Origin of the sequence: Exiguobacterium sp. s130, assembly GCF_018619055.1 — a bacterium.
In the GTDB taxonomy this organism is placed as follows: domain Bacteria; phylum Bacillota; class Bacilli; order Exiguobacteriales; family Exiguobacteriaceae; genus Exiguobacterium_A.
In genome coordinates, this window is sequence record NZ_JACSNI010000003.1 from 29970 (window position 1) to 47999 (window position 18030).

The following is an 18030-nucleotide window of genomic DNA, read 5'->3' on the forward strand; positions in this document are numbered from 1 at the left end:
TATGTGAATCTATCGGGATTTTTTGCGACGCTTGTCGCATATATCATTTGGGGGCTCTTACCGCTTTACTGGAAGATGCTCGCTAATGTACCGAGTGAAGAGATACTAGCGCACCGGATCATCTGGTCGTTTCTATTTCTACTCATCTTACTGTCGTTTCAAAAAGCACTTGGAAAATGGAAGACGGCATTGCGTGATCCGTTCACGCGCCGACTCTTTTTCTTAAATGGACTGATCATCAGCTTGAATTGGTTCATCTACATATGGGCTGTCAATCATCAATTCATTGTTGAGGCGTCGCTCGGCTATTACATCAATCCGCTCGTCAGCATCGTCTTTGGTGTCTTCTTCTTTCAAGAAAAGCTCTCACGGATTGAATGGATCTCGATTGTCCTTGCGACGATCGGTGTTCTGATTTTAACGATTGGCTACGGCGAATTTCCATGGATCTCGATTGCGCTTGCCTTAAGCTTCGGTTTTTACGGCGTCGTCAAAAAGCGGCGACCGCTGGAATCAACGGTCAGTCTGACGCTTGAGACGATGGCGCCACTTCCGCTTGCTTTGATTTTCCTCGGCTATTGGCAAGTACAGGGAACGTCTTCGATGACTGAATCGATCGGTACGATGACCGGACTTATCTTGACCGGGATCGTTACCGCCGTGCCACTTTTGTTATTTGGATTCGGGGCACAACGAATTCCGTTCACATGGGTCGGATTCCTTCAATTCGTCGCACCGACCTTGTCGCTCGGACTCGGTGTTTTGCTCTATCATGAACCGTTTACTAAAACACACATGGTGGCGTTTACATGTATTTGGACAGCAGCGATTGTCTTTACGCTCAATGGAGTCTGGATTCGAAAAAAACAGCTTCGAAAAGTCGCGTAAAAAGATAGAAGTCAGACCTCTTGCGTGATAGAATAAAATCAGAGTCTAAGGGATACCCTTAAGGAGGACAACAATCATGAATTTAGCAGGAATGATCGACCATACGGCACTGAAGCCAGAAACATCACGTGCTCAAATCGAGACACTCTGTAAAGAAGCATTAGAATACAAATTCGCAAGCGTCTGTGTTAATCCGACATACGTCGCGTTAGCAGCAGAACTCTTAAAATCAGATGATGACGTCAAAGTCTGTACAGTCATCGGCTTCCCACTTGGAGCAAACACGCCAGAAGTGAAAGCATTCGAAACAAAAGATGCCATTCAAAACGGTGCGACAGAAATCGATATGGTTCTAAACATCGGTGCATTAAAAGATGGCGATCTTGAGTTAGTTGAACGTGACATTCGTGCGGTTGTCGAAGCGGCAAACGGTACACTCGTTAAAGTCATCTTCGAAAACTGCCTTCTTACAAAAGAAGAAATCAAAACAGCTGCTGAACTTTCAGTTAAAGCAGGTGCTAACTTCGTGAAGACATCGACTGGTTTCTCAACAGGTGGTGCAACAGTCGAAGACATCCGTCTCATGCGTGAGACAGTTGGTCCTGACATCGGTGTTAAAGCATCTGGTGGCGTTCGTGACTTCGAAGGTGCAAAAGCAATGATCGATGCAGGTGCATCACGCATTGGTGCATCAGCAGGAATCGCAATCGTTACAGGTGGTACGTCTGATAGCGATTACTAAGAATATCTGACATGTCCCTCTTTTTTTAGAGGGGCGTTTTTTTGTTATGGGACTATTCTGAATTTAAATTTTGTATTAAGAAGTCAGACATCGCTTCCGATAATCAGATGTAGAATGTCGGAAGGATGTGGAATGAATGAAACGGTGGAGCGGAATCATACTGGCATCGACACTAAGCCTTGCAGGATGCGGTAGTGTCATCGATGATCCAGAACGGGCAGTCAAGGAGCGAAAGGAAATGGCGGTCGTCTTATCGGACGTTGGTCTTGGCGATCAATCATTCAGCGATGCAGCGATGAGCGGTATGGCGTTGTTACGGGAGAAGGAAGGCTGGTCGATCGATTACCGGGAATTAAACGAAACGAAGACCTATAAAACAGCATTTGAAGCGTTAGCGAAAAAGAAGCCGACCGTTATCGTCGGACTCGGCTACATGGGGCAGACAGATCTTGAGACCGTTGCTAAAAAATATCCGAAACAACAATTCGCCTTGATTGATGCCGTCTCGACGTTACCGAACGTACTCTCGGTTACGTTCAAAGAGGACGAAGGAAGCTATTTAGCCGGTGCCGCTGCAGGAATCCAAACCAAGACGAATACGATTGGTTTCGTCGGTGGGATGAAGTCGCCTTTGATTGAGAAGTTCGAAAAAGGATACATAGCTGGCGCTAAAGCCGTCAATCCGAAAACAAAGGTACTCGTCGAATATGCGGAGGACTTTGCGGCGCCCGAAAAGGGACGGACGCTTGCAAACGAAATGATGCAGAAAAAGGCAGACGTCTTATATGCAGCTGCTGGATTAACAGGGAGCGGCGTCCTTGAGGCAGCGCAAACGAAGGGGAAAAAAGCTATCGGTGTTGATAGCGATCAGACCCCGATCGCGCCTGACGCCGTCATGACGTCGATGCTAAAACAAGTTGATCTTGCGATTACGAAAATCGGACAAGATGTGGATGCAAAAGGACTCCAATCTGGACAAGTCGTCCTAGGTGTCAAAGAAGGGGCAATCCAGTTGGCTCCAATCCGTAATACGAACTTTACGGACGGGGAACGAAAAAAATTAGAGCAGCTGCAACAAGACGTGCTCGAAGGTAAGGTGACGATCCAATGACGTTACGGAAACGATTTTTACTCTCAACATTAGTGACGATTTTGAGTGTCGTCATCTTGATGGGATGGACCTTGTTCCAACTCCGTCAAATTCAATCCTATAACGAAGACTACGGGAAACAACTCGTTGAAATTTCAGAACTCGAAACGAAGCTCTTATATGAACAGGCAGCATGGAACCGACTGGCAAGCCAACCGTCTGAGAGTCAGGCGGAGCAGGTTCAGGCTCTTAGTAGGAAGAACGAGCAAGCTTTGAATCAGCTACAGAAGACATATTTGATTCCAGCGTTTCAAGAAGAGTTGAACCGGGCGGATATGAAGTATAAGACGCTCGCTGCAAAACGGACGGAACTGACGGACGCGGTGAATCCGATTGACATTCGCTCCCATGCTGCACGAATCGAAGGTGTCCTTAGTGATCTCTATACGTTACATACGAAAAATGGGGAATTTTATGATGTCTTACAACGTGAGGCAAAAGAGGAGACATTGAATTTGACGCGGACCGTCCTAATCGCGACATTCCTCCTCCTGATTGGTCTAGCCTTATACAATTGGTACTTCGCACGTAGTATCACGCGACCGATCAGCCGTGTCGTCCGGACAGCAGAGCAAATTTCGGATGGAGACTTGTCACAGGAACTGGTCGTATCCGGTCGAAAAGATGAGATTGGTCGACTCGAGACGGCTGTTGCGCAGATGCAAGGAACTTTACATGAGGTCATCGGAACGATCAGTCGCTCGTCGAACACGATTCGTCAGATGAGTACGGAAGCGACGACGGAGAACGCGAACATCGTCGAAGTTTCTGGTAACATGACCCATGCGATTAATGAGATGGCGAGTGGTACACAAACGGTGTCGGATGATATCCAGACGACAGTCAGTACGATGTCCGATATGCAACAGCTCTTCGAGGAGAGTGAACAACGTGCACAAACCGCTTATGCAGAAGGACAAGCGGCCGATCACGTGATGGTTCAAAGTAGTTCCGTCATGGAACAGCAAGCACGGTCACTTCGCGCGTCAACAGAACAAAATCGTGAACTCGGTCAGAAACTGGAAGGTTTCTTAGAACAGACGCAACAAATCGAGCAGATGGCACAACTCGTCGCGGGAGTCTCTGCGCAGACGAATTTATTGTCACTCAATGCGGCTATCGAGGCTGCACGGGCTGGGGAAGCCGGTCGTGGATTTGCCGTCGTGGCAAGTGAAGTCAAAAAGTTAGCGGACGAGACAAATGAGGCGACACGTTCGATCTTCTCACTCGTCCGTTCGATTCGCCAAGACGGTGCTGTTTTACAAGAAGCACTCGTGCAAGCGGAGCGGGAACAGACGAACCAGGTCGAGAATTTTACACACGTCCAACAAGCATTCGGTGAGACGCGTCAAAAAGTAGCGAGTGTGACCGAAACACTCGATTATGTGACGAAACAACTCGTACATTCGAAACAACAAGCCCGCCATGTCGTTGGTCAAGTCAGTACAGTTAGTGGTGTCATGGAAGAACTTGCAGCCGGAAATGAAGAGATCGCTGCTTCGATGCGTGATCAACAGGCATCGTTCGAACAGATTCATCAATTGATGCAAGAACTCGAGTCGACGACGACGTCGCTTGACAGTCAGACACATCAATTCAAAATTTAATGAACACAGCAAGAGGCTGACTCAAAAGTCAGTCTCTACAAAGATAAGGGGGGACAGATCATCAATCTGTCCCCCTTATCTCATAATAAAAAGAATGACGCGTCACACGCCACTCCTACAGGAAAAACGCATTTGTGCGTTGTCAGAGACGAACAAGACCCGCTTTCCCGCTTAAATGAAGCAGGAAAACTGGCTTGTGTCTCGCCTGAGGAAAGGGCGTGAAGAGACGCGTCATTCTTTTTTGAGTCAGCCCCTTTTTCTTGAATCGACTTAGAAGAAGCTTTCTGGATCGAGCTCATTCGTCCGTCCATTCGCATCATACTGGTATCCACCATCGTGGATTTCAAAATGTAAGTGTGGACCAGTCGAGTTACCGGTGCTTCCGAGAACACCGATTTGCTGTCCTTGTTTGACTTGTTGTCCCTGTTTAACGTTCAAGGCATTCATATGGGCATACACGGTCGTATACGTTTTTCCGTCGATATTATGAGAGATATAGACGTGGTTGCCGTAAGGGCCACCTGAACTTGCTAAAATGACTGTCCCGCTTGCAGATGCAACGATTGGCGAGTTGAGTGGACCAGCGAAGTCGGTTCCATTGTGGTACGCATAACCATTACTTCCGCTTGCTGCCCCCATTCCTTGCGAGATAGAACCTTGAGCAGGTTTGATGAATTTACCTTTTGCTTTTGAGATGACTTTCGTACTAGCCTTGCTAACAGATACTGGCGCCGCCGATTGTTTTGCAGCAGCTGCCTTTGCTGCTCGTGCTGCTGCTTTTTCAGCTGCTTCCTGTGCCTTCAGTTGGGCCGATGCCTCTTTCAGGCTGAGGATGTTGGATTCGATTTTTTTCTTTTGTGACGTCAGACGTTTCAAGAGTGCTGTTCGTTTTTGTTTTTCTTTTTTGAGTTCACGTTGTTTCTTTTTTAAAACATTACGATCTTCAATCAAGTCTTGGCGTGTCTGCTTCAATTCTTCTTTCGCAGCTGCCAGTTCTTTTTTGTTTGATTCGTAATCTTTTAATAAAGAAGCATCGCTTTCCGCAATCGTATTGAAGGCATTGAAACGACTGATCATATCACCGACATCTTTTGCACCGAAGATGGCTTCGAGGAGCGGGGCATTATCGGCTTTCGACTGACGGACCGCCAGACGATCACCGAGCATTTTTTCTTGTTTCTTGATTTTCTTTTGCAACTTCTCGATCTTATCTTCTAATCGAGCAATCTGTTTCGTGTTTTCGTCGATTTTCTTTTGATTCTCGACGACTTGTAACGTTAGTCCATTGATCTGTTGATCGAGTGCATAGACTTGTTGCTGTGCTTTAGATAATTGATTCTTTTTTTGAGACAACGCCTCGCGTTGCTTCGATTGTTGTTGCTGATTTTGTTGTTGTTTCTCTTTATATGAACTTGCCGCATCGACGGGAGTCGTCGTCATGAGCGGACTTGCGAGTAAGGTAAGTGTCATGAGCGATAACCCGAGTGACTTTCCGAAAGGTCGTTTCATAAACTAAGCGTCATTCCTTTCCCTTGTGAAGTGTTACCTATCCCACTCTAACAAGAAAATCAGAAAATCCACTTTACAATTCTTTTAAAAAAATACAAGAGAAGCTAGCAGAAAGTATGAAGAATTTATGAAAATAATGATGCGTGAACAGAAGAATAAATAGAATATGTTGATATGAAAGGAATAATCATTATGTAAGTGATTGATTTCCGAATGATGTCAGAAGATATATTTTTGTAACATCGTATAAATAGAAGGTTTATTAATGTTTGAAAAAGGTATAAATATAGTTTTTTGTGAAATGAAAAAGTGCCCCGAAAGGCACTCTGTCCGAATCATTCTTCATAAATCATCTTTCGTGTCATCCCACCGTCTAGGACCAGTGTTTCGCCCGTCAAGAAATCGTTATCCGGGTGTGTTAGATAGAGAGCCGCACGAGCGACATCACTTGGTTTTCCGACGCGACCAGCTGGATGTTGACTATGATCTTCAGGTGATAATTCTTGATAGTCACCGGTTTCAATCCAACCAGGAGCAATCGCGTTGACGAGAATTCCGTCTTCTCCGAGTGAGACAGCAAGTGCATGGGTCAGAGCAAAAATGCCACCTTTCGTCGATGCATAAGATTCTGTATGCGGTTCCGACATGAAGGCGCGGGTCGAAGCCAGGTTGACGATCCGACCACCACTTTTACTTTGTTTCAAATAAGGTGTAGCGGCCTTAGTCGTTAAAAAGATACTACGCAGGTTCGTATGATGAACCCGATCCCATTCCTCAAGTGACAATTCGAGTAAGGGTTTTCGAATCATGATACCGGCGTTATTGATGACGATGTCGATACGACCAGTATGTTCAATCGCTTTCTCAATCAACAGTTGAACGTCTTTTTCGTGTTGGATATCGAGGTGATAGAAGTAAGCCGTCCCACCATCTTCTTCAATTTGTTGAACTAATTCGTCTCCTGTCATCTGATCGATGTCAGCAAGAACGACATTTGCGCCATGCGCAGCGTAGGTGCGGGCGAGTTCTGCACCAATGCCATTCGCGGCTCCCGTAATGATGACGGTTTGATTAACATGATTCATAAAAATCATCCTTTCTGTAACGCTTCTCTCCTTTTTTTACCGTTCCATCATATCCTGAAACCTGACAGGATTATCATCCGTAGGAACAGGGAAATAGAAAAGCGTCGAAGTTACTTTAGAATGGGGGAAAATAGGAATGAAATTCTCGAATCAACAATTAGAAAAACAACAAAATCAATATGCCGAAGATGCAAAAGATTATATTGATCGCCCGAAAAAGACGAATTCGCTGTTACAACGAGCAACTGCAAAGGTAAACGGGAACTCTCGTTTGTCCGTCGTCTTCTCACCGTTGACGTTGTTCGTCGATATGATTCGCGCGTACCAGTCAGGTGAATATCGCAACATTCGTCGTACGACGATCTTAAAAGTAATCGGAGCGTTGATTTACCTCGTGTCACCGATTGACCTCGTACCTGATTTCGTACTCGGATTTGGTTTCGCAGACGATATCGCGGTCATCCTTTTCGTCACGAAAACAGTCTTTGAAGAATTGACACGTTTCAGTGACTGGCAAGATGAACAACAAAAGCGCCGTACGCAACCAGTACAAAGTGAGGATGCGTATTAATCAAATAGATAATGATCCGAGCGACTTCACTATGAGAAGTCGCTCTTTCTGATGTAAAAAGAGCCGTTTCCTGTACGCCCTCTTGAAAGTTCGATACACTAGAAATAGCTGGTAAAGAGAGAGGGAGGGCGAAGATGGGACACCACTGGATGGAATCATACGGTTATATCGGGATCATGATGACGCTCATGTTTCCATTCATACCGAGCGAAGTACCGCTCGCGTATGCCGGATATCTCGTGCATACGGCACAGGCGAATCTTATATTCATGTTGTTCCTCGCTGTAGTGAGCTTCGTCATTAGTCAGAACCTCTTCTTTACGATTGGTCAGTTCGGGAGTGAACGGTTATTGAATCGTTTGTTCAAATGGTTTCGGATTTCGGAAACAAAAATGCTCCAGTTTCAGACGCAAATGGAGACGAAGGGACGCTATATTCTTCTTCTTTCTCCAATGTGGCGTATCGGATTTGCGATTGGTGCCGGTCTAACTGGTGTTTCACGCTGGACGTTTACCGTCGTGACGACGATTTCCTTTTTCCTCTGGTCAGCGATCTTCATTTGGGGCGGGAAAGCCGTTGGTCATGAATGGCGAAAATTGCACCATCTCAATCATCCGATAGTTTGGATTGGTTTAGGCGTGTTGATTACGGTTGGCTACTTGATTCAAAAAAAGAGAAAAGCAAAAAAAGAGATCTAAAAGGAGTGGGAACATGGCAATTATCTTATTCGATATTGACGGTACATTGATCGATTCAACGGAACAGATGACAGAAGCAATCCATCGAGCGATGGAGGACATGCCGCATCTTCCAAAACCTTCGCAAGAAAGCGTTCAGGCAAGCTACGGTCTTGCAGGAAGCGCCTTTTGGCGAAAAGCGATTCCGGAAGCTTCAGAAGAGGATATTCGGTTGATTCGTAAAAAGAGACATGGTCATTTAGAAGCGACGATGGCAGAACAGAACGTCTTGTTCGACGGAATTCGATCTTTATTAGAAGCGCTAGTGTCTGCGGGACATACCATTTCAACTGCGAGTAATTGCGGCAACCACTATCTAAACCTTGTGCTTGATAGTCAGGAAATCCGCTCGTTCTTCACAAGTCCGAAATGCTTGGAATCCGTCAATGGAAAAGAAAAATCGGATATCTTACGCGCTCACCGCGATGAGTTTGGAGAAGGATCTTACTGGATGATTGGAGATCGGTCTTCTGATGTCGAAGCGGCTCGTAAGGAACATATGCCGGTCGTCTTATGTCAATATGGTTTTGGTACGCCATCCGAGTGGAATTCGGCAGATCATGTCATCGAGACACCGCTTGATTTGTTAACAGTGATTGAAAAATAAAGAAGTAAAAAGCCAAGCTAGACACGTCGATTTTTTCAGACGGTCGGCTTGGCTTTTTTGTGGTTAAAATATCAAGCAAGATGCACTTACTCGAAATCGAGTCGGTATGGTTCTGCGCTCATCCATGGACGGAACTTCCGGAAGAGTAGATGGAACAATAAACAGAGAATAATGGGTAAGACGATAAAAAGACCAAGCACGAATGTCATATTGAAGAGCGTCCATCCTCCTGACATCAGGTGTAGCGCATTGATTGGACCGATTAAACCAGACATTCCAAATCCGGCACTAAACGGTGTACCTTGAACACCGAGCATTCCAGCTAATGCACCAAGGATAGCGGCACTACACATGACAGGTAGAATCATCAATGGATTACGAATGAAGTTCGCCATCTGAATTTTAGGAGAACCGAGAAAATGAGCAATCGACGTTCCGCGTGAATTCGCTTGCCAACCGGCAATCGCAAGACCAAAACCAGCAGCACAGACACCTAGATTGGCAGCTCCGGCAGCAACACCCGATAAACTGATCGCGGTTGCAATGCCGACCGTCGAAAGCGGAGAGACGATGAGAACGGAAAAGGCGACCGCAATTAAAATGCCCATCAAGACGGGTTGAAGTGCCGTGAAGTCTGAGATGACATGTCCAATTGCTGTCGTAATCCGTGTGACGAACGGATACGTCAGAACACCAATTCCACCGGCACCGACAATCAAAATCGTTGGCATGACAAGCACCGTATATGTTTTGAAGCGTTCACCAATCAATAAGACGATTGCTGTTGCAATAGCTGCCGTCAAACCAGCATTGATGACATCACCTGTACCGACGAAAACGAATGTCGCATCCGCACGGGTCGCAACACCTGAGCCGACGACCGTCGCGAGTCCAATCGACGTGGTGGCAATCGGTGTCACTTTAAATTGCATCGCTACGGCGACACCAATCACCATTGGTAAAAGTCGCATCGCGAGTGTCGTTGCGTCCAAAACGTGTTGGGCACCAGAAACGTATGGTAATAATGCCTTAGCGAGTTCACCGAGTAAGGCTCCTGGAATAAGGGCAACGAGAATTCCAATACTGAGACCGTTTAAAACATGCACTGCAAATTGACGTGGCTGACGCAAAATAGATGAATCCATAAAATCCTCTCCTTATGTAACGCTTTTGTGCATAACAGTATAAAAGTTATGAATTGTGTTTTATCTTACGGTAAGAACAGAAGGACGTCAAGAAAAAGTTAGAAAATTCCAAACGATCAAAGGATTCGTCTTTCAGAAACGGAATTGTTACAGTGAAGAAGTACATTGAATGAGGAGGTCATGAATCATGTCAGAACAACGTATCGTATTAGCGGAACGACCAAACGGAAAACCAACAGGGGAAACATTCCGTTATGAATCATTTGAGTTAGCAGATTTACGAGAAGGGCAAGTCGCACTGGAGTCACTCTATATCTCAGTCGATCCATATATGCGGGGACGTATGAACGATACGCGTTCTTATTCGCAACCGTTTGAGATTGATGAACCGATTCACGGGGGTGTCGTAGCGCGTGTCATCGAGTCTAAAAGTGAGGCGTTCAAGTCAGGTGATGTCGTCGTGGGGATGCTCGATTGGGCAACGAAAGCAGTCGTCGATGCGAAAAATGTCCGTAAAATCGATGAGCAGATCGCTCCAATCTCAACAGCGCTCGGTGTTCTCGGAATGACAGGGATGACGGCGTATTTCGGGTTGCTTGATATCGGGAATCCACAGCCAGGAGAAACTGTTGTCGTATCGGCAGCAGCAGGGGCTGTTGGATCGATCGTTGGTCAGATCGCTAAAATCAAAGGTGCACGAGTAGTTGGGATTGCAGGAAGTGACGAAAAGTTACAGCACTTAAAAGTAGATCTTGGTTTTGACGAAGTCATCAACTACAAAACGGAAGACATCCGGGAAGCTTTAGACCGGACGTGTCCAGACGGCATCGATGTTTATTTTGAAAATGTCGGTGGAGAGATCGGCGATGCGGTCCTGGATCGACTCAATCCATTCGCGCGGGTACCAGTCTGCGGCGCTATTTCTGGGTATAACGCACAACAGGACATCGGTCCACGTGTTCAATCGAAATTAATCATTGCGCGTGCGCGTATGCAAGGTTTCTTAGTGGGGGATTATGGCAAACGATTCAAGGAAGCGGCTGAGCAACTCGGTCAATGGGTCAGTGAAGGGAAATTACGATATGAAGAGACGATCTTTGAAGGGTTCGATCGTGTACCAGATGCGTTCCTTGGCTTGTTCGATGGCTCGAACACAGGGAAACTACTAGTAAAAGTGAAGTAAACATGCCAAAAGAGGTTGCGGAATCATTTCCGCAACCTCTTTTTCTATGGCGTGAGATTCATGAATCTTTTCGATCGCGCTTGAGCTCTTCAGGATCAGGATCCGGATGTTGTGTTTCCGCAGGCTTGATGCCGGGATTTGATGTCTCAGCTGGATCAGGGTCCGGGTGAAGACCAACGTCTGCCTTTTCATCTGGTAAATCATGATTTTTTTCGTTTAACATGTCCAGTCATCTCCTTTTATCAGTACATAGTAATGTTTCCCCGTTTTTTAAATCCAAAACAATGAGGGTGCATAGGATTCGTTTTTGAAAACATGTGAATGACTTCCACGGACAAGAAAGCGAAACCGGTCGATTTCCTAGGAAATACAGGTTGACTGAAATGGAATGTAAGGAAAATCCAAAAAAGCTTCATGAAGTCTTTACAAAAACCTTGCAAGTCCTTCAAGTAGCCTTTGAACTGCTTCCGTAGACTAAGAAAGAGTTGAAAAGAGGAAGGGTGTTTACGTGTGAGTGATCAAAAATGGAAACGACAAATCATGCAACAACTGAACTGGGTCCGCGAAGAGAAAAAACGGCTGACAAGCGAGACGACCGCAAGTAAAGATGCACTCGAAAAACTCCGTCAGCTAGACGTCTTGCGACTACCGACGGTTCGAACTTCTAATAACACGACGACACGTTACCGACAAAATAGCCAAGCTTCACTACTAGATCAATTGGATGTCTCGGAGATTCCGGTCCGGACGACGACGCGTTACTATGAAAAGCGACCAATCGAGATGGCGATCGTCTGCTCGGAATTCATGTACGCCTATTATGAAGATGCCGTTCATCTCCACTACGTCAATGCGCATACATTCGAAGAAGTTTTCGAGCGCGAGATTGATCTCTTTTTAGTCGTCTCTTCATGGAAGGGGTTACGAGGGGATGATTGGAAAGGTGTCGCCACACCGAATTCAAAGAAACGCCAACGACTGCTTTCGATGATGCAGGAAGTCAAAGCCAAAGGAATTCCAGTCGTTTTTCAATCAACGGAAGATCCGAGCAATCATGAACGGTTTCAAGACGTGGCGCAAGCTGCCGATTATGTCCTGACTTCAGATGAGGCGATGATTCCTGAATATCGCGTCTTATGTGGTCATGATCGGATTATGGCGATGCCGTTTGGTATCAATCCATTGATTCACAATCCAATCGGAGCGACACGTAGCCGTAAGAAAGGCGTTTTATTTGCCGGTAGCTGGATGGCGAAATATCCGGAGCGCGTGAAAGATACGGAGATGTTGTTTGATGGGGTGATGCAATCCTCGCACGAACTCGATATCGTGGATCGGAATTATCATCTCGACTTACCAGCCTATCAGTTTCCGGAGCGCTATCAATCACGGGTCGCACCAGCGATTCCTTATGATGCTTTACAACAAGTTAGTAAATGTTACGACTGGGTCTTGAACCTGAATAGCATCAAGTACAGTAAAACGATGTGTGCTCGTCGCGTCTATGAGTCGCAAGCACTCGGGAATTTGATCCTGTCGAATTACAGTATCGCCGTCAACAACGAATTTCCGAACATCTTCACCGTGCATGACGCACAGGAGGCGACGGCGATCTTAGAACGTACGTCGCAAGAAGAAATCGAACGATTGCGAGCAGAAGGACTTCGTGCCGTCATGACGGAACATACAGTCTTCGAACGGATGGATCAGATTCTAGCGTTCATTGGACGAGTACCTGAGACACGGGAACATCGCTTATTAGTCGTTGTCGCTCAAGACGGGGAAGCCATCCGTAACGCAATCGATCGCCAAAGTCTCACACCAGATGAAATCGTCTCAGCGGATACGTTGACGGAGCAAACCTATGATCAAGCGGATTTCGTTGCTTGGATGGATGGACAGGAATCTTACGGCGAATATTATTTAGAGGACCTCGTGAATGGCTTTAAATATAGCGATGCCAGCATTGTCCGAAAGGGAAGCGAGCATCCGTATCATGTACAAGAGATGAGCGGTAGCCGAAACGGTGCGATTGTTTGGCGATCAGCTATCGGATATGACATGTTCCAGGCAGATGAACTGAACGGAAAAACACTGTTGCTCGATCAATTTGAGTGGAACGAGCAGACGGTAGTTCCGACAAATCAGCCCCCGCAACTGTCGGTCGTCGTTCCGATCTATAACAATGGGAAACACCTCACGTATAAATGTTTCGCCAGTCTAACGCGGATGGATCGATTCATGGAGTCGGAGATTTTACTCGTAGATGATGGATCGACGGACATAGCGACACGTCAAGCCGTAGAGCGTCTCGCGCGACGCTATGGAAATGTCAGAACTTATTTCTTCGAGACAGGCGGAAGCGGTAGTGCTTCACGTCCGCGTAACAAAGGAGTCGAGATGGCACGAGCTAACTATGTGACGTTCCTTGATCCGGATAACGAGGTACTCAGTGATCGATATGCCTTTTTGCTTCAAGAACTAGAAAAAGATCCATCACTTGATTTTGTGGCAGGGCATATGAAAAAGCTTGCCGAGAAGACGAGCATCATCGCCTTGCCAACGATTCGTAAACAAGGACGAACGGTTTGTGAGGATCCGAAAGCTTTTCTATTGAAACATCGGTTTGCGGTACAAAGCATTCAAGCACTCGTCGTCCGTCGTACCTTCCTGCTTGAACATCAATTGGAACAAGTCGTCGGTGCGGTCGGTCAGGACTCCTTGTTCTTCCAAGAATTGATGCTTCGCGCGAACCGTGTCTTACTCGTCAATCGAGTCATCCATTATTATTACGCAGCCGTTGCAGGGTCAACCGTGAATGCATTGACGGTGAAGTTCTTTGAACGAAGTGTCGTCCGAGAGCGGGCACGAGCTGAGAAATTCGCTCGTTATGGAGTGCTAGAGGAATACAAGGAAACTCGATTCGAGCATTTCTTTGAGCATTGGTATCTTGTCAAGTTACGCTACTGCAGTGATAAGGACTTTGCACCGAGTGTCGCATTACTACGCACGATTATCGGATTCTATGAACCAATCACGTTGACGAACCCGTTGATTCGTCGATTCATGGAGCTTGCAGATCGACAGGAGACGGATCGACTTCAACACTTACTACTCGAGGAGGTGCAAAAATGACGGCATCGATGAAAACAGTACGCCCCAAGGATCAAATCCGAGCTGCCTACTACGATCAGTTAGGCGGTGGATTCGGTAAAAAAGTCCGCGCGCGTGTTCACTGGATCGTTCGACAAGCAAAAGGAGAGCACATTTTAGATATTGGTTGTTCGGGTGGAGTCGTCCCGATTTTGCTCGGACGCGAAGGGAAACATGTCATCGGGATCGATGTGTTACCAGAAGCGATCATCGAGGCCAAACAAGCGTTACTTGAAGAACCGGCATCCGTAAAAGAAAAAGTGGAATTACATGAAGCAAATGTCATGACGTACACACCTGACATTCAATTCGATACAGTCTTGATGACGGAAGTACTGGAACATATCGGGGAGCCAGAGCGCTTTATCGCCCGTGCCGTCTCGTTCATCGCACCAGAAGGACGACTCGTCATCACAGTCCCATTTGGAGTGAACGATTATGCGGATCACAAAAGGACGTATTATTTAAACCGACTGCTTGAACAGTTGACACCCTTCGGTAAGATCGAGACGATCGAGCGGATTGACAAGTGGCTTGGGATCACGATTCAAGTCTATCCGGAACCTCGATCCGGTCGATCTATTCTACCGGCGGAAGTCGAATGGCTCGAGGACGCCTTTGAAGAGGTGGAACGATTGCATCTCGCAACGATCATTGACTTAAAGCGCAAGCAACAGACTCTAGAACGAAAAGTTCAGCGGTTAGGGGAACAAACAGATTTATTCGAGCAGGCACAAGCGGAATCACTACGTCATGAACAGCAACTACAGGAACAGCGTGAACAATATAAGATGCTCGAAGAACAATATGCCGTACTGCTTGATCGATTCGAAGCGTCATTGGTGTCAAATCTGGAATTGCTGGAGGCGAATGCATCATGGAAATCAAAATACCGCTCACTCGCACGATCAAAGCTCGGAAAAATCGTCGTCCGCTACTGGAAGTTCCGACGTCAACTCAAGCAGCGCCGGAGTCGTCGATGAACGTCTTGATGATTTGTCAAAATTTCTATCCGGAAATCGGGAGTGCGGCAAACCGAATGAAGAATATCTTCAAGCGGATGGAACAAGCAGGAAGTGACGTCCATGTGTTGACGTCAGAACCGCTCTATCCGACGGCAGAACTCTATACGGACTCGATGTTCTGGGATGAACCGAGCCTCGATACGGCACATGTAACCCGTATCCAACCGCGTGACGTCCGGGCGACGAATAATTTATGGCGGCGTCTTCGCTTGTTCGTGGAACAATTCGTGCTCGCGGTGAAAGAAGTGCGACATGACCCGAAATCCTATGCCTACATCTATGCGACGACGCCATCCATCTTCATGGGACTCGTCGGGGTCGTCGCGAAACACGTCAAAAAGGCTCCTTTGATTCTCGATGTACGTGATTTATGGCCGGAATCATTGATTGGCGTCGGCATCACGAATTCGCGTCTCTTATTGACGCCGCTCTACTGGCTTGAAAAGTGGATGTATCGTCAGGCAGATCAATTGGTCATCAACAGTGAGGGGTTTCGATCATATATTGAAGGGCGGGGCATTGCACCGGAAAAAATTCATTATATCCCGAACTCTATCGAGGAAAATGAGTGGTTGATCAAACGCCGAAAAGTATCGGCACAAGTCCGCGTCGTGTATACAGGAAATATCGGTCTCGCACAAGATGTGTTCTTGTTGCTTGACGTCGCACAGGAACTTCAACAAGAGGAAGATATCTGTTTTCAAGTCGTCGGTTACGGTTATCACAAGCAAACGTTCGAACGACTCGTTAAGGAACGTGGGTTGACGAACATCGAATTTCTTGACGCGATGCCACGCTGGGATGCGTTGAAACAACTTGCGAAGAGTGATATTGCCTTTGCGACACTCGTCGAAAGTACAGCGTTCGATACGGTGACACCTGGAAAAATCATCGACTACATGGCGATGGGGTGTGCCATCGTCGGAGCGGTATCCGGACACGCGGCGCATGTCATCGAAGAGGCAGGAGCGGGTTACGTGTCTGTCCAGCGAAAAAAAGAGGAGATCGTCGATCATATTCTCGAGTTATCACGAAATCCAGAGAAACGTGCAGCGATGGGGCGTGCAGGTGTGGCATACGTCCAACATCATTTTGATTGGGAACAAAATGAACAGCGCTTGTTTGAAGCTATCGAACAAACGCAGTCACGAAAGGCGGTCGCAGAATGAAGCGAATTGGAATGTTTGTTTGGAATCCGTTTACGAATGACGCTCGTGTCTTGCGTGAATGTACAGCACTCGTCGAAGCAGGACACCGCGTGGACCTATACTGTCTAAATGACGGCACACTTCCAGAAGTCGAATGCCCGATGTCAGGGTTTCGCGTCATTCGAATCGATCGGACGCCACCTTTTGCGAGGTGGCTCCCGTTCTTTCGTAAACGGAAAAAACGGACACTTGTCATCGGCGTGATGGGTGCGCTTCTTGCGCCATGGCTTATTCCCGTGATGCTCGTGCTCTTTTTGCTCATGCGAAGTCGATTCATCCGTTACGCCCTCTATAACAGTTTCGGCATTCTTCGTATGACACGTGCTGCCCGAAAGCATGATTATGACGTCATGCATGCGAACGATGTCAATACGTTACCACAAGCGATTGGGGCAGCGCGTGGTGCCCAAATCGTCTATGACTCGCATGAAGTCCAGACCGATCGGACAGGATACGGGAGCATGCAAGGGAAATTAGAGCGCTGGTTGCTTCACTTCGTCAATCAGACGATCGTTGAAAATGACACGCGTGCAGATTACCATCAGAAGTTATATGGAACGCGACCATCCGTCCTGCACAATTATCCGTTTTACGAACCGATTATTCCGCAACCGCGACCGTTACGCGAAGAATTAGCACTTGCACCAGATGAGCCGATTTTATTGTATCAAGGTGGCATCCAAGAAGGACGTGGACTAGAGCGACTCATCGAAGCGATGCCGTTCATCGATCGAGGAACACTTATTTTCGTTGGAGATGGAAAGTTAAAAGGGAAACTGATGCAACTGGCCACGCAATCATCGGAAAAGTCTCGTATCCGCTTCATTGATAAGGTTCCGCTTGCTGAACTACCCAGTTACACGGCAGCGGCAACGGTCGGCTTTCAGGTCCTCCAGAACGTTTGCTTCAATCATTATTCCGCTTCTTCAAATAAACTATTCGAATACATGGCGGCGTTGATTCCTGTCATCGCGGCCGACTTACCAGAAATTCGTCGTGTCGTCGATACAGAAGGAGTTGGATTAATCGTCGATGTCGAATCCCCGCAGAGTATCGCCGAGGCGGTCAATCGTCTAGTGAAGGATGAGAGCTTGCGACGGGCGATGCAGGAGCGGGCAAGCGTAGCAAGGAGACAATACAACTGGGAGCAAGAAAAAGGTCGACTGCTTGCTGTCTATGACTCGATTTTCATGGAATCTGGGACAAAATAAAAAAAATAGTCAACGACTCGAAGGGAAATCCACGTGGAATGAAGGTGGATTCTTGACGGGTCGTTTCGTTTGATATGAATGGCAACGAAGTATTCGTGAAAGCTTCATAAGATTTACAAAAACAATAGAAAACGCTGGAAATGTAAGGTCTGTGAAGAATGGTTTAAGAGATGGTTAGAAGCATTGGAAAGCAAAGGAAATGTCGTTAT

Annotated in this window: 16 protein-coding genes; 12 read left to right on the plus strand and 4 right to left on the minus strand. The window is 46.7% G+C overall.

Annotation, left to right across the window (positions count from 1 at the left end):
- The first annotated feature begins 3 nt into the window (after nt 1-3).
- From rarD to HZS85_RS07715, 4 genes are all read left to right on the plus strand, one after another.
- The gene (gene rarD / locus HZS85_RS07700; protein ID WP_214854802.1) at nt 4-888 is read left to right on the plus strand and encodes an EamA family transporter RarD; all 885 of its coding nucleotides are present in this window, start codon (nt 4-6) and stop codon (nt 886-888) included.
- A 76-nt stretch (nt 889-964) separates the two neighbouring features.
- Nucleotides 965-1630 carry a deoxyribose-phosphate aldolase gene (gene deoC / locus HZS85_RS07705; RefSeq protein ID WP_023467449.1) on the plus strand — a complete coding sequence of 222 codons (666 nt, stop codon included), beginning with the start codon at nt 965-967 and terminating at the stop codon, nt 1628-1630.
- A 136-nt stretch (nt 1631-1766) separates the two neighbouring features.
- Nucleotides 1767-2741 carry a BMP family lipoprotein gene (locus HZS85_RS07710; protein WP_056060078.1) on the plus strand — a complete coding sequence of 325 codons (975 nt, stop codon included), beginning with the start codon at nt 1767-1769 and terminating at the stop codon, nt 2739-2741.
- Nucleotides 2738-4387, plus strand: coding sequence for a methyl-accepting chemotaxis protein (locus HZS85_RS07715; protein WP_214854804.1), 1650 nt, complete (start codon nt 2738-2740; stop codon nt 4385-4387). The genes HZS85_RS07710 and HZS85_RS07715 overlap by 4 nt, the downstream gene beginning before the upstream one ends.
- 270 nt (nt 4388-4657) lie before the next feature.
- Here the strand turns inward: HZS85_RS07715 and HZS85_RS07720 are convergent, their stop codons facing one another.
- Together HZS85_RS07720 and HZS85_RS07725 are read right to left on the minus strand one after the other, a co-directional pair.
- Nucleotides 4658-5896: a murein hydrolase activator EnvC family protein gene (locus HZS85_RS07720; RefSeq protein ID WP_214854807.1), complete on the minus strand. Its 1239-nt coding sequence runs from the start codon at nt 5894-5896 to the stop codon at nt 4658-4660.
- Nucleotides 5897-6231: 335 nt separating this feature from the next.
- On the minus strand, nt 6232-6981 hold the full coding sequence (locus HZS85_RS07725) for an SDR family NAD(P)-dependent oxidoreductase (RefSeq protein WP_035409264.1): 750 nt from the start codon (nt 6979-6981) through the stop codon (nt 6232-6234).
- A gap of 136 nt (nt 6982-7117) precedes the next feature.
- Between HZS85_RS07725 and HZS85_RS07730 the strand changes: the two genes are divergently transcribed.
- From HZS85_RS07730 to HZS85_RS07740, 3 genes are all read left to right on the plus strand, one after another.
- Nucleotides 7118-7552, plus strand: coding sequence for a YkvA family protein (locus HZS85_RS07730; RefSeq protein WP_029341012.1), 435 nt, complete (start codon nt 7118-7120; stop codon nt 7550-7552).
- A gap of 134 nt (nt 7553-7686) precedes the next feature.
- A complete protein-coding gene (locus HZS85_RS07735) occupies nt 7687-8250 on the plus strand; it encodes a DedA family protein (RefSeq protein ID WP_214854810.1) in 564 nt (187 codons plus the stop codon).
- A gap of 13 nt (nt 8251-8263) precedes the next feature.
- Complete coding sequence (locus tag HZS85_RS07740; protein ID WP_214854812.1) at nt 8264-8896, plus strand: HAD family hydrolase; 633 nt, start codon at nt 8264-8266, stop codon at nt 8894-8896.
- An 86-nt stretch (nt 8897-8982) separates the two neighbouring features.
- Here the strand turns inward: HZS85_RS07740 and HZS85_RS07745 are convergent, their stop codons facing one another.
- Nucleotides 8983-10041, minus strand: coding sequence for a PTS sugar transporter subunit IIC (locus tag HZS85_RS07745; RefSeq protein WP_056060085.1), 1059 nt, complete (start codon nt 10039-10041; stop codon nt 8983-8985).
- A gap of 187 nt (nt 10042-10228) precedes the next feature.
- On the opposite strand from HZS85_RS07745, the gene HZS85_RS07750 reads away from it, so the two are divergent.
- A complete protein-coding gene (locus HZS85_RS07750) occupies nt 10229-11224 on the plus strand; it encodes an NADP-dependent oxidoreductase (RefSeq protein WP_214854814.1) in 996 nt (331 codons plus the stop codon).
- A 58-nt stretch (nt 11225-11282) separates the two neighbouring features.
- Here HZS85_RS07750 and HZS85_RS07755 read toward each other — a convergent pair whose 3' ends face one another.
- On the minus strand, nt 11283-11447 hold the full coding sequence (locus HZS85_RS07755; protein ID WP_214854816.1) for a hypothetical protein: 165 nt from the start codon (nt 11445-11447) through the stop codon (nt 11283-11285).
- Between the two features lie 287 nt (nt 11448-11734).
- Between HZS85_RS07755 and HZS85_RS07760 the strand changes: the two genes are divergently transcribed.
- From HZS85_RS07760 to HZS85_RS07775, 4 genes are read left to right on the plus strand one after another with little or no spacing between them, the layout of a single operon-like run.
- Nucleotides 11735-14359: a glycosyltransferase gene (locus tag HZS85_RS07760; RefSeq protein ID WP_214854818.1), complete on the plus strand. Its 2625-nt coding sequence runs from the start codon at nt 11735-11737 to the stop codon at nt 14357-14359.
- Nucleotides 14356-15360: a class I SAM-dependent methyltransferase gene (locus HZS85_RS07765; protein ID WP_251137896.1), complete on the plus strand. Its 1005-nt coding sequence runs from the start codon at nt 14356-14358 to the stop codon at nt 15358-15360. The genes HZS85_RS07760 and HZS85_RS07765 overlap by 4 nt, the downstream gene beginning before the upstream one ends.
- Nucleotides 15255-16571, plus strand: coding sequence for a glycosyltransferase family 4 protein (locus HZS85_RS07770; RefSeq protein ID WP_251137897.1), 1317 nt, complete (start codon nt 15255-15257; stop codon nt 16569-16571). The genes HZS85_RS07765 and HZS85_RS07770 overlap by 106 nt, the downstream gene beginning before the upstream one ends.
- A complete protein-coding gene (locus HZS85_RS07775; RefSeq protein ID WP_214854820.1) occupies nt 16568-17821 on the plus strand; it encodes a glycosyltransferase in 1254 nt (417 codons plus the stop codon). Before HZS85_RS07770 ends, HZS85_RS07775 begins: the two co-directional genes overlap by 4 nt.
- Nucleotides 17822-18030: the final 209 nt, after the last annotated feature.

Coding starts and splice junctions, on each gene's coding strand:
- HZS85_RS07735 (WP_214854810.1), top strand. CDS start 7,687: ATGGGACACCACTGGATGGAATCATACGGTTATATCGGGATCATGATG.
- HZS85_RS07765 (WP_251137896.1), top strand. CDS start 14,356: ATGACGGCATCGATGAAAACAGTACGCCCCAAGGATCAAATCCGAGCT.
- HZS85_RS07745 (WP_056060085.1), bottom strand. CDS start 10,041: ATGGATTCATCTATTTTGCGTCAGCCACGTCAATTTGCAGTGCATGTT.
- HZS85_RS07730 (WP_029341012.1), top strand. CDS start 7,118: ATGAAATTCTCGAATCAACAATTAGAAAAACAACAAAATCAATATGCC.
- HZS85_RS07770 (WP_251137897.1), top strand. CDS start 15,255: ATGGAAATCAAAATACCGCTCACTCGCACGATCAAAGCTCGGAAAAAT.
- HZS85_RS07775 (WP_214854820.1), top strand. CDS start 16,568: ATGAAGCGAATTGGAATGTTTGTTTGGAATCCGTTTACGAATGACGCT.
- HZS85_RS07755 (WP_214854816.1), bottom strand. CDS start 11,447: ATGTTAAACGAAAAAAATCATGATTTACCAGATGAAAAGGCAGACGTT.
- HZS85_RS07740 (WP_214854812.1), top strand. CDS start 8,264: ATGGCAATTATCTTATTCGATATTGACGGTACATTGATCGATTCAACG.
- HZS85_RS07725 (WP_035409264.1), bottom strand. CDS start 6,981: ATGAATCATGTTAATCAAACCGTCATCATTACGGGAGCCGCGAATGGC.
- HZS85_RS07715 (WP_214854804.1), top strand. CDS start 2,738: ATGACGTTACGGAAACGATTTTTACTCTCAACATTAGTGACGATTTTG.
- HZS85_RS07710 (WP_056060078.1), top strand. CDS start 1,767: ATGAAACGGTGGAGCGGAATCATACTGGCATCGACACTAAGCCTTGCA.
- HZS85_RS07750 (WP_214854814.1), top strand. CDS start 10,229: ATGTCAGAACAACGTATCGTATTAGCGGAACGACCAAACGGAAAACCA.
- deoC (WP_023467449.1), top strand. CDS start 965: ATGAATTTAGCAGGAATGATCGACCATACGGCACTGAAGCCAGAAACA.
- HZS85_RS07720 (WP_214854807.1), bottom strand. CDS start 5,896: ATGAAACGACCTTTCGGAAAGTCACTCGGGTTATCGCTCATGACACTT.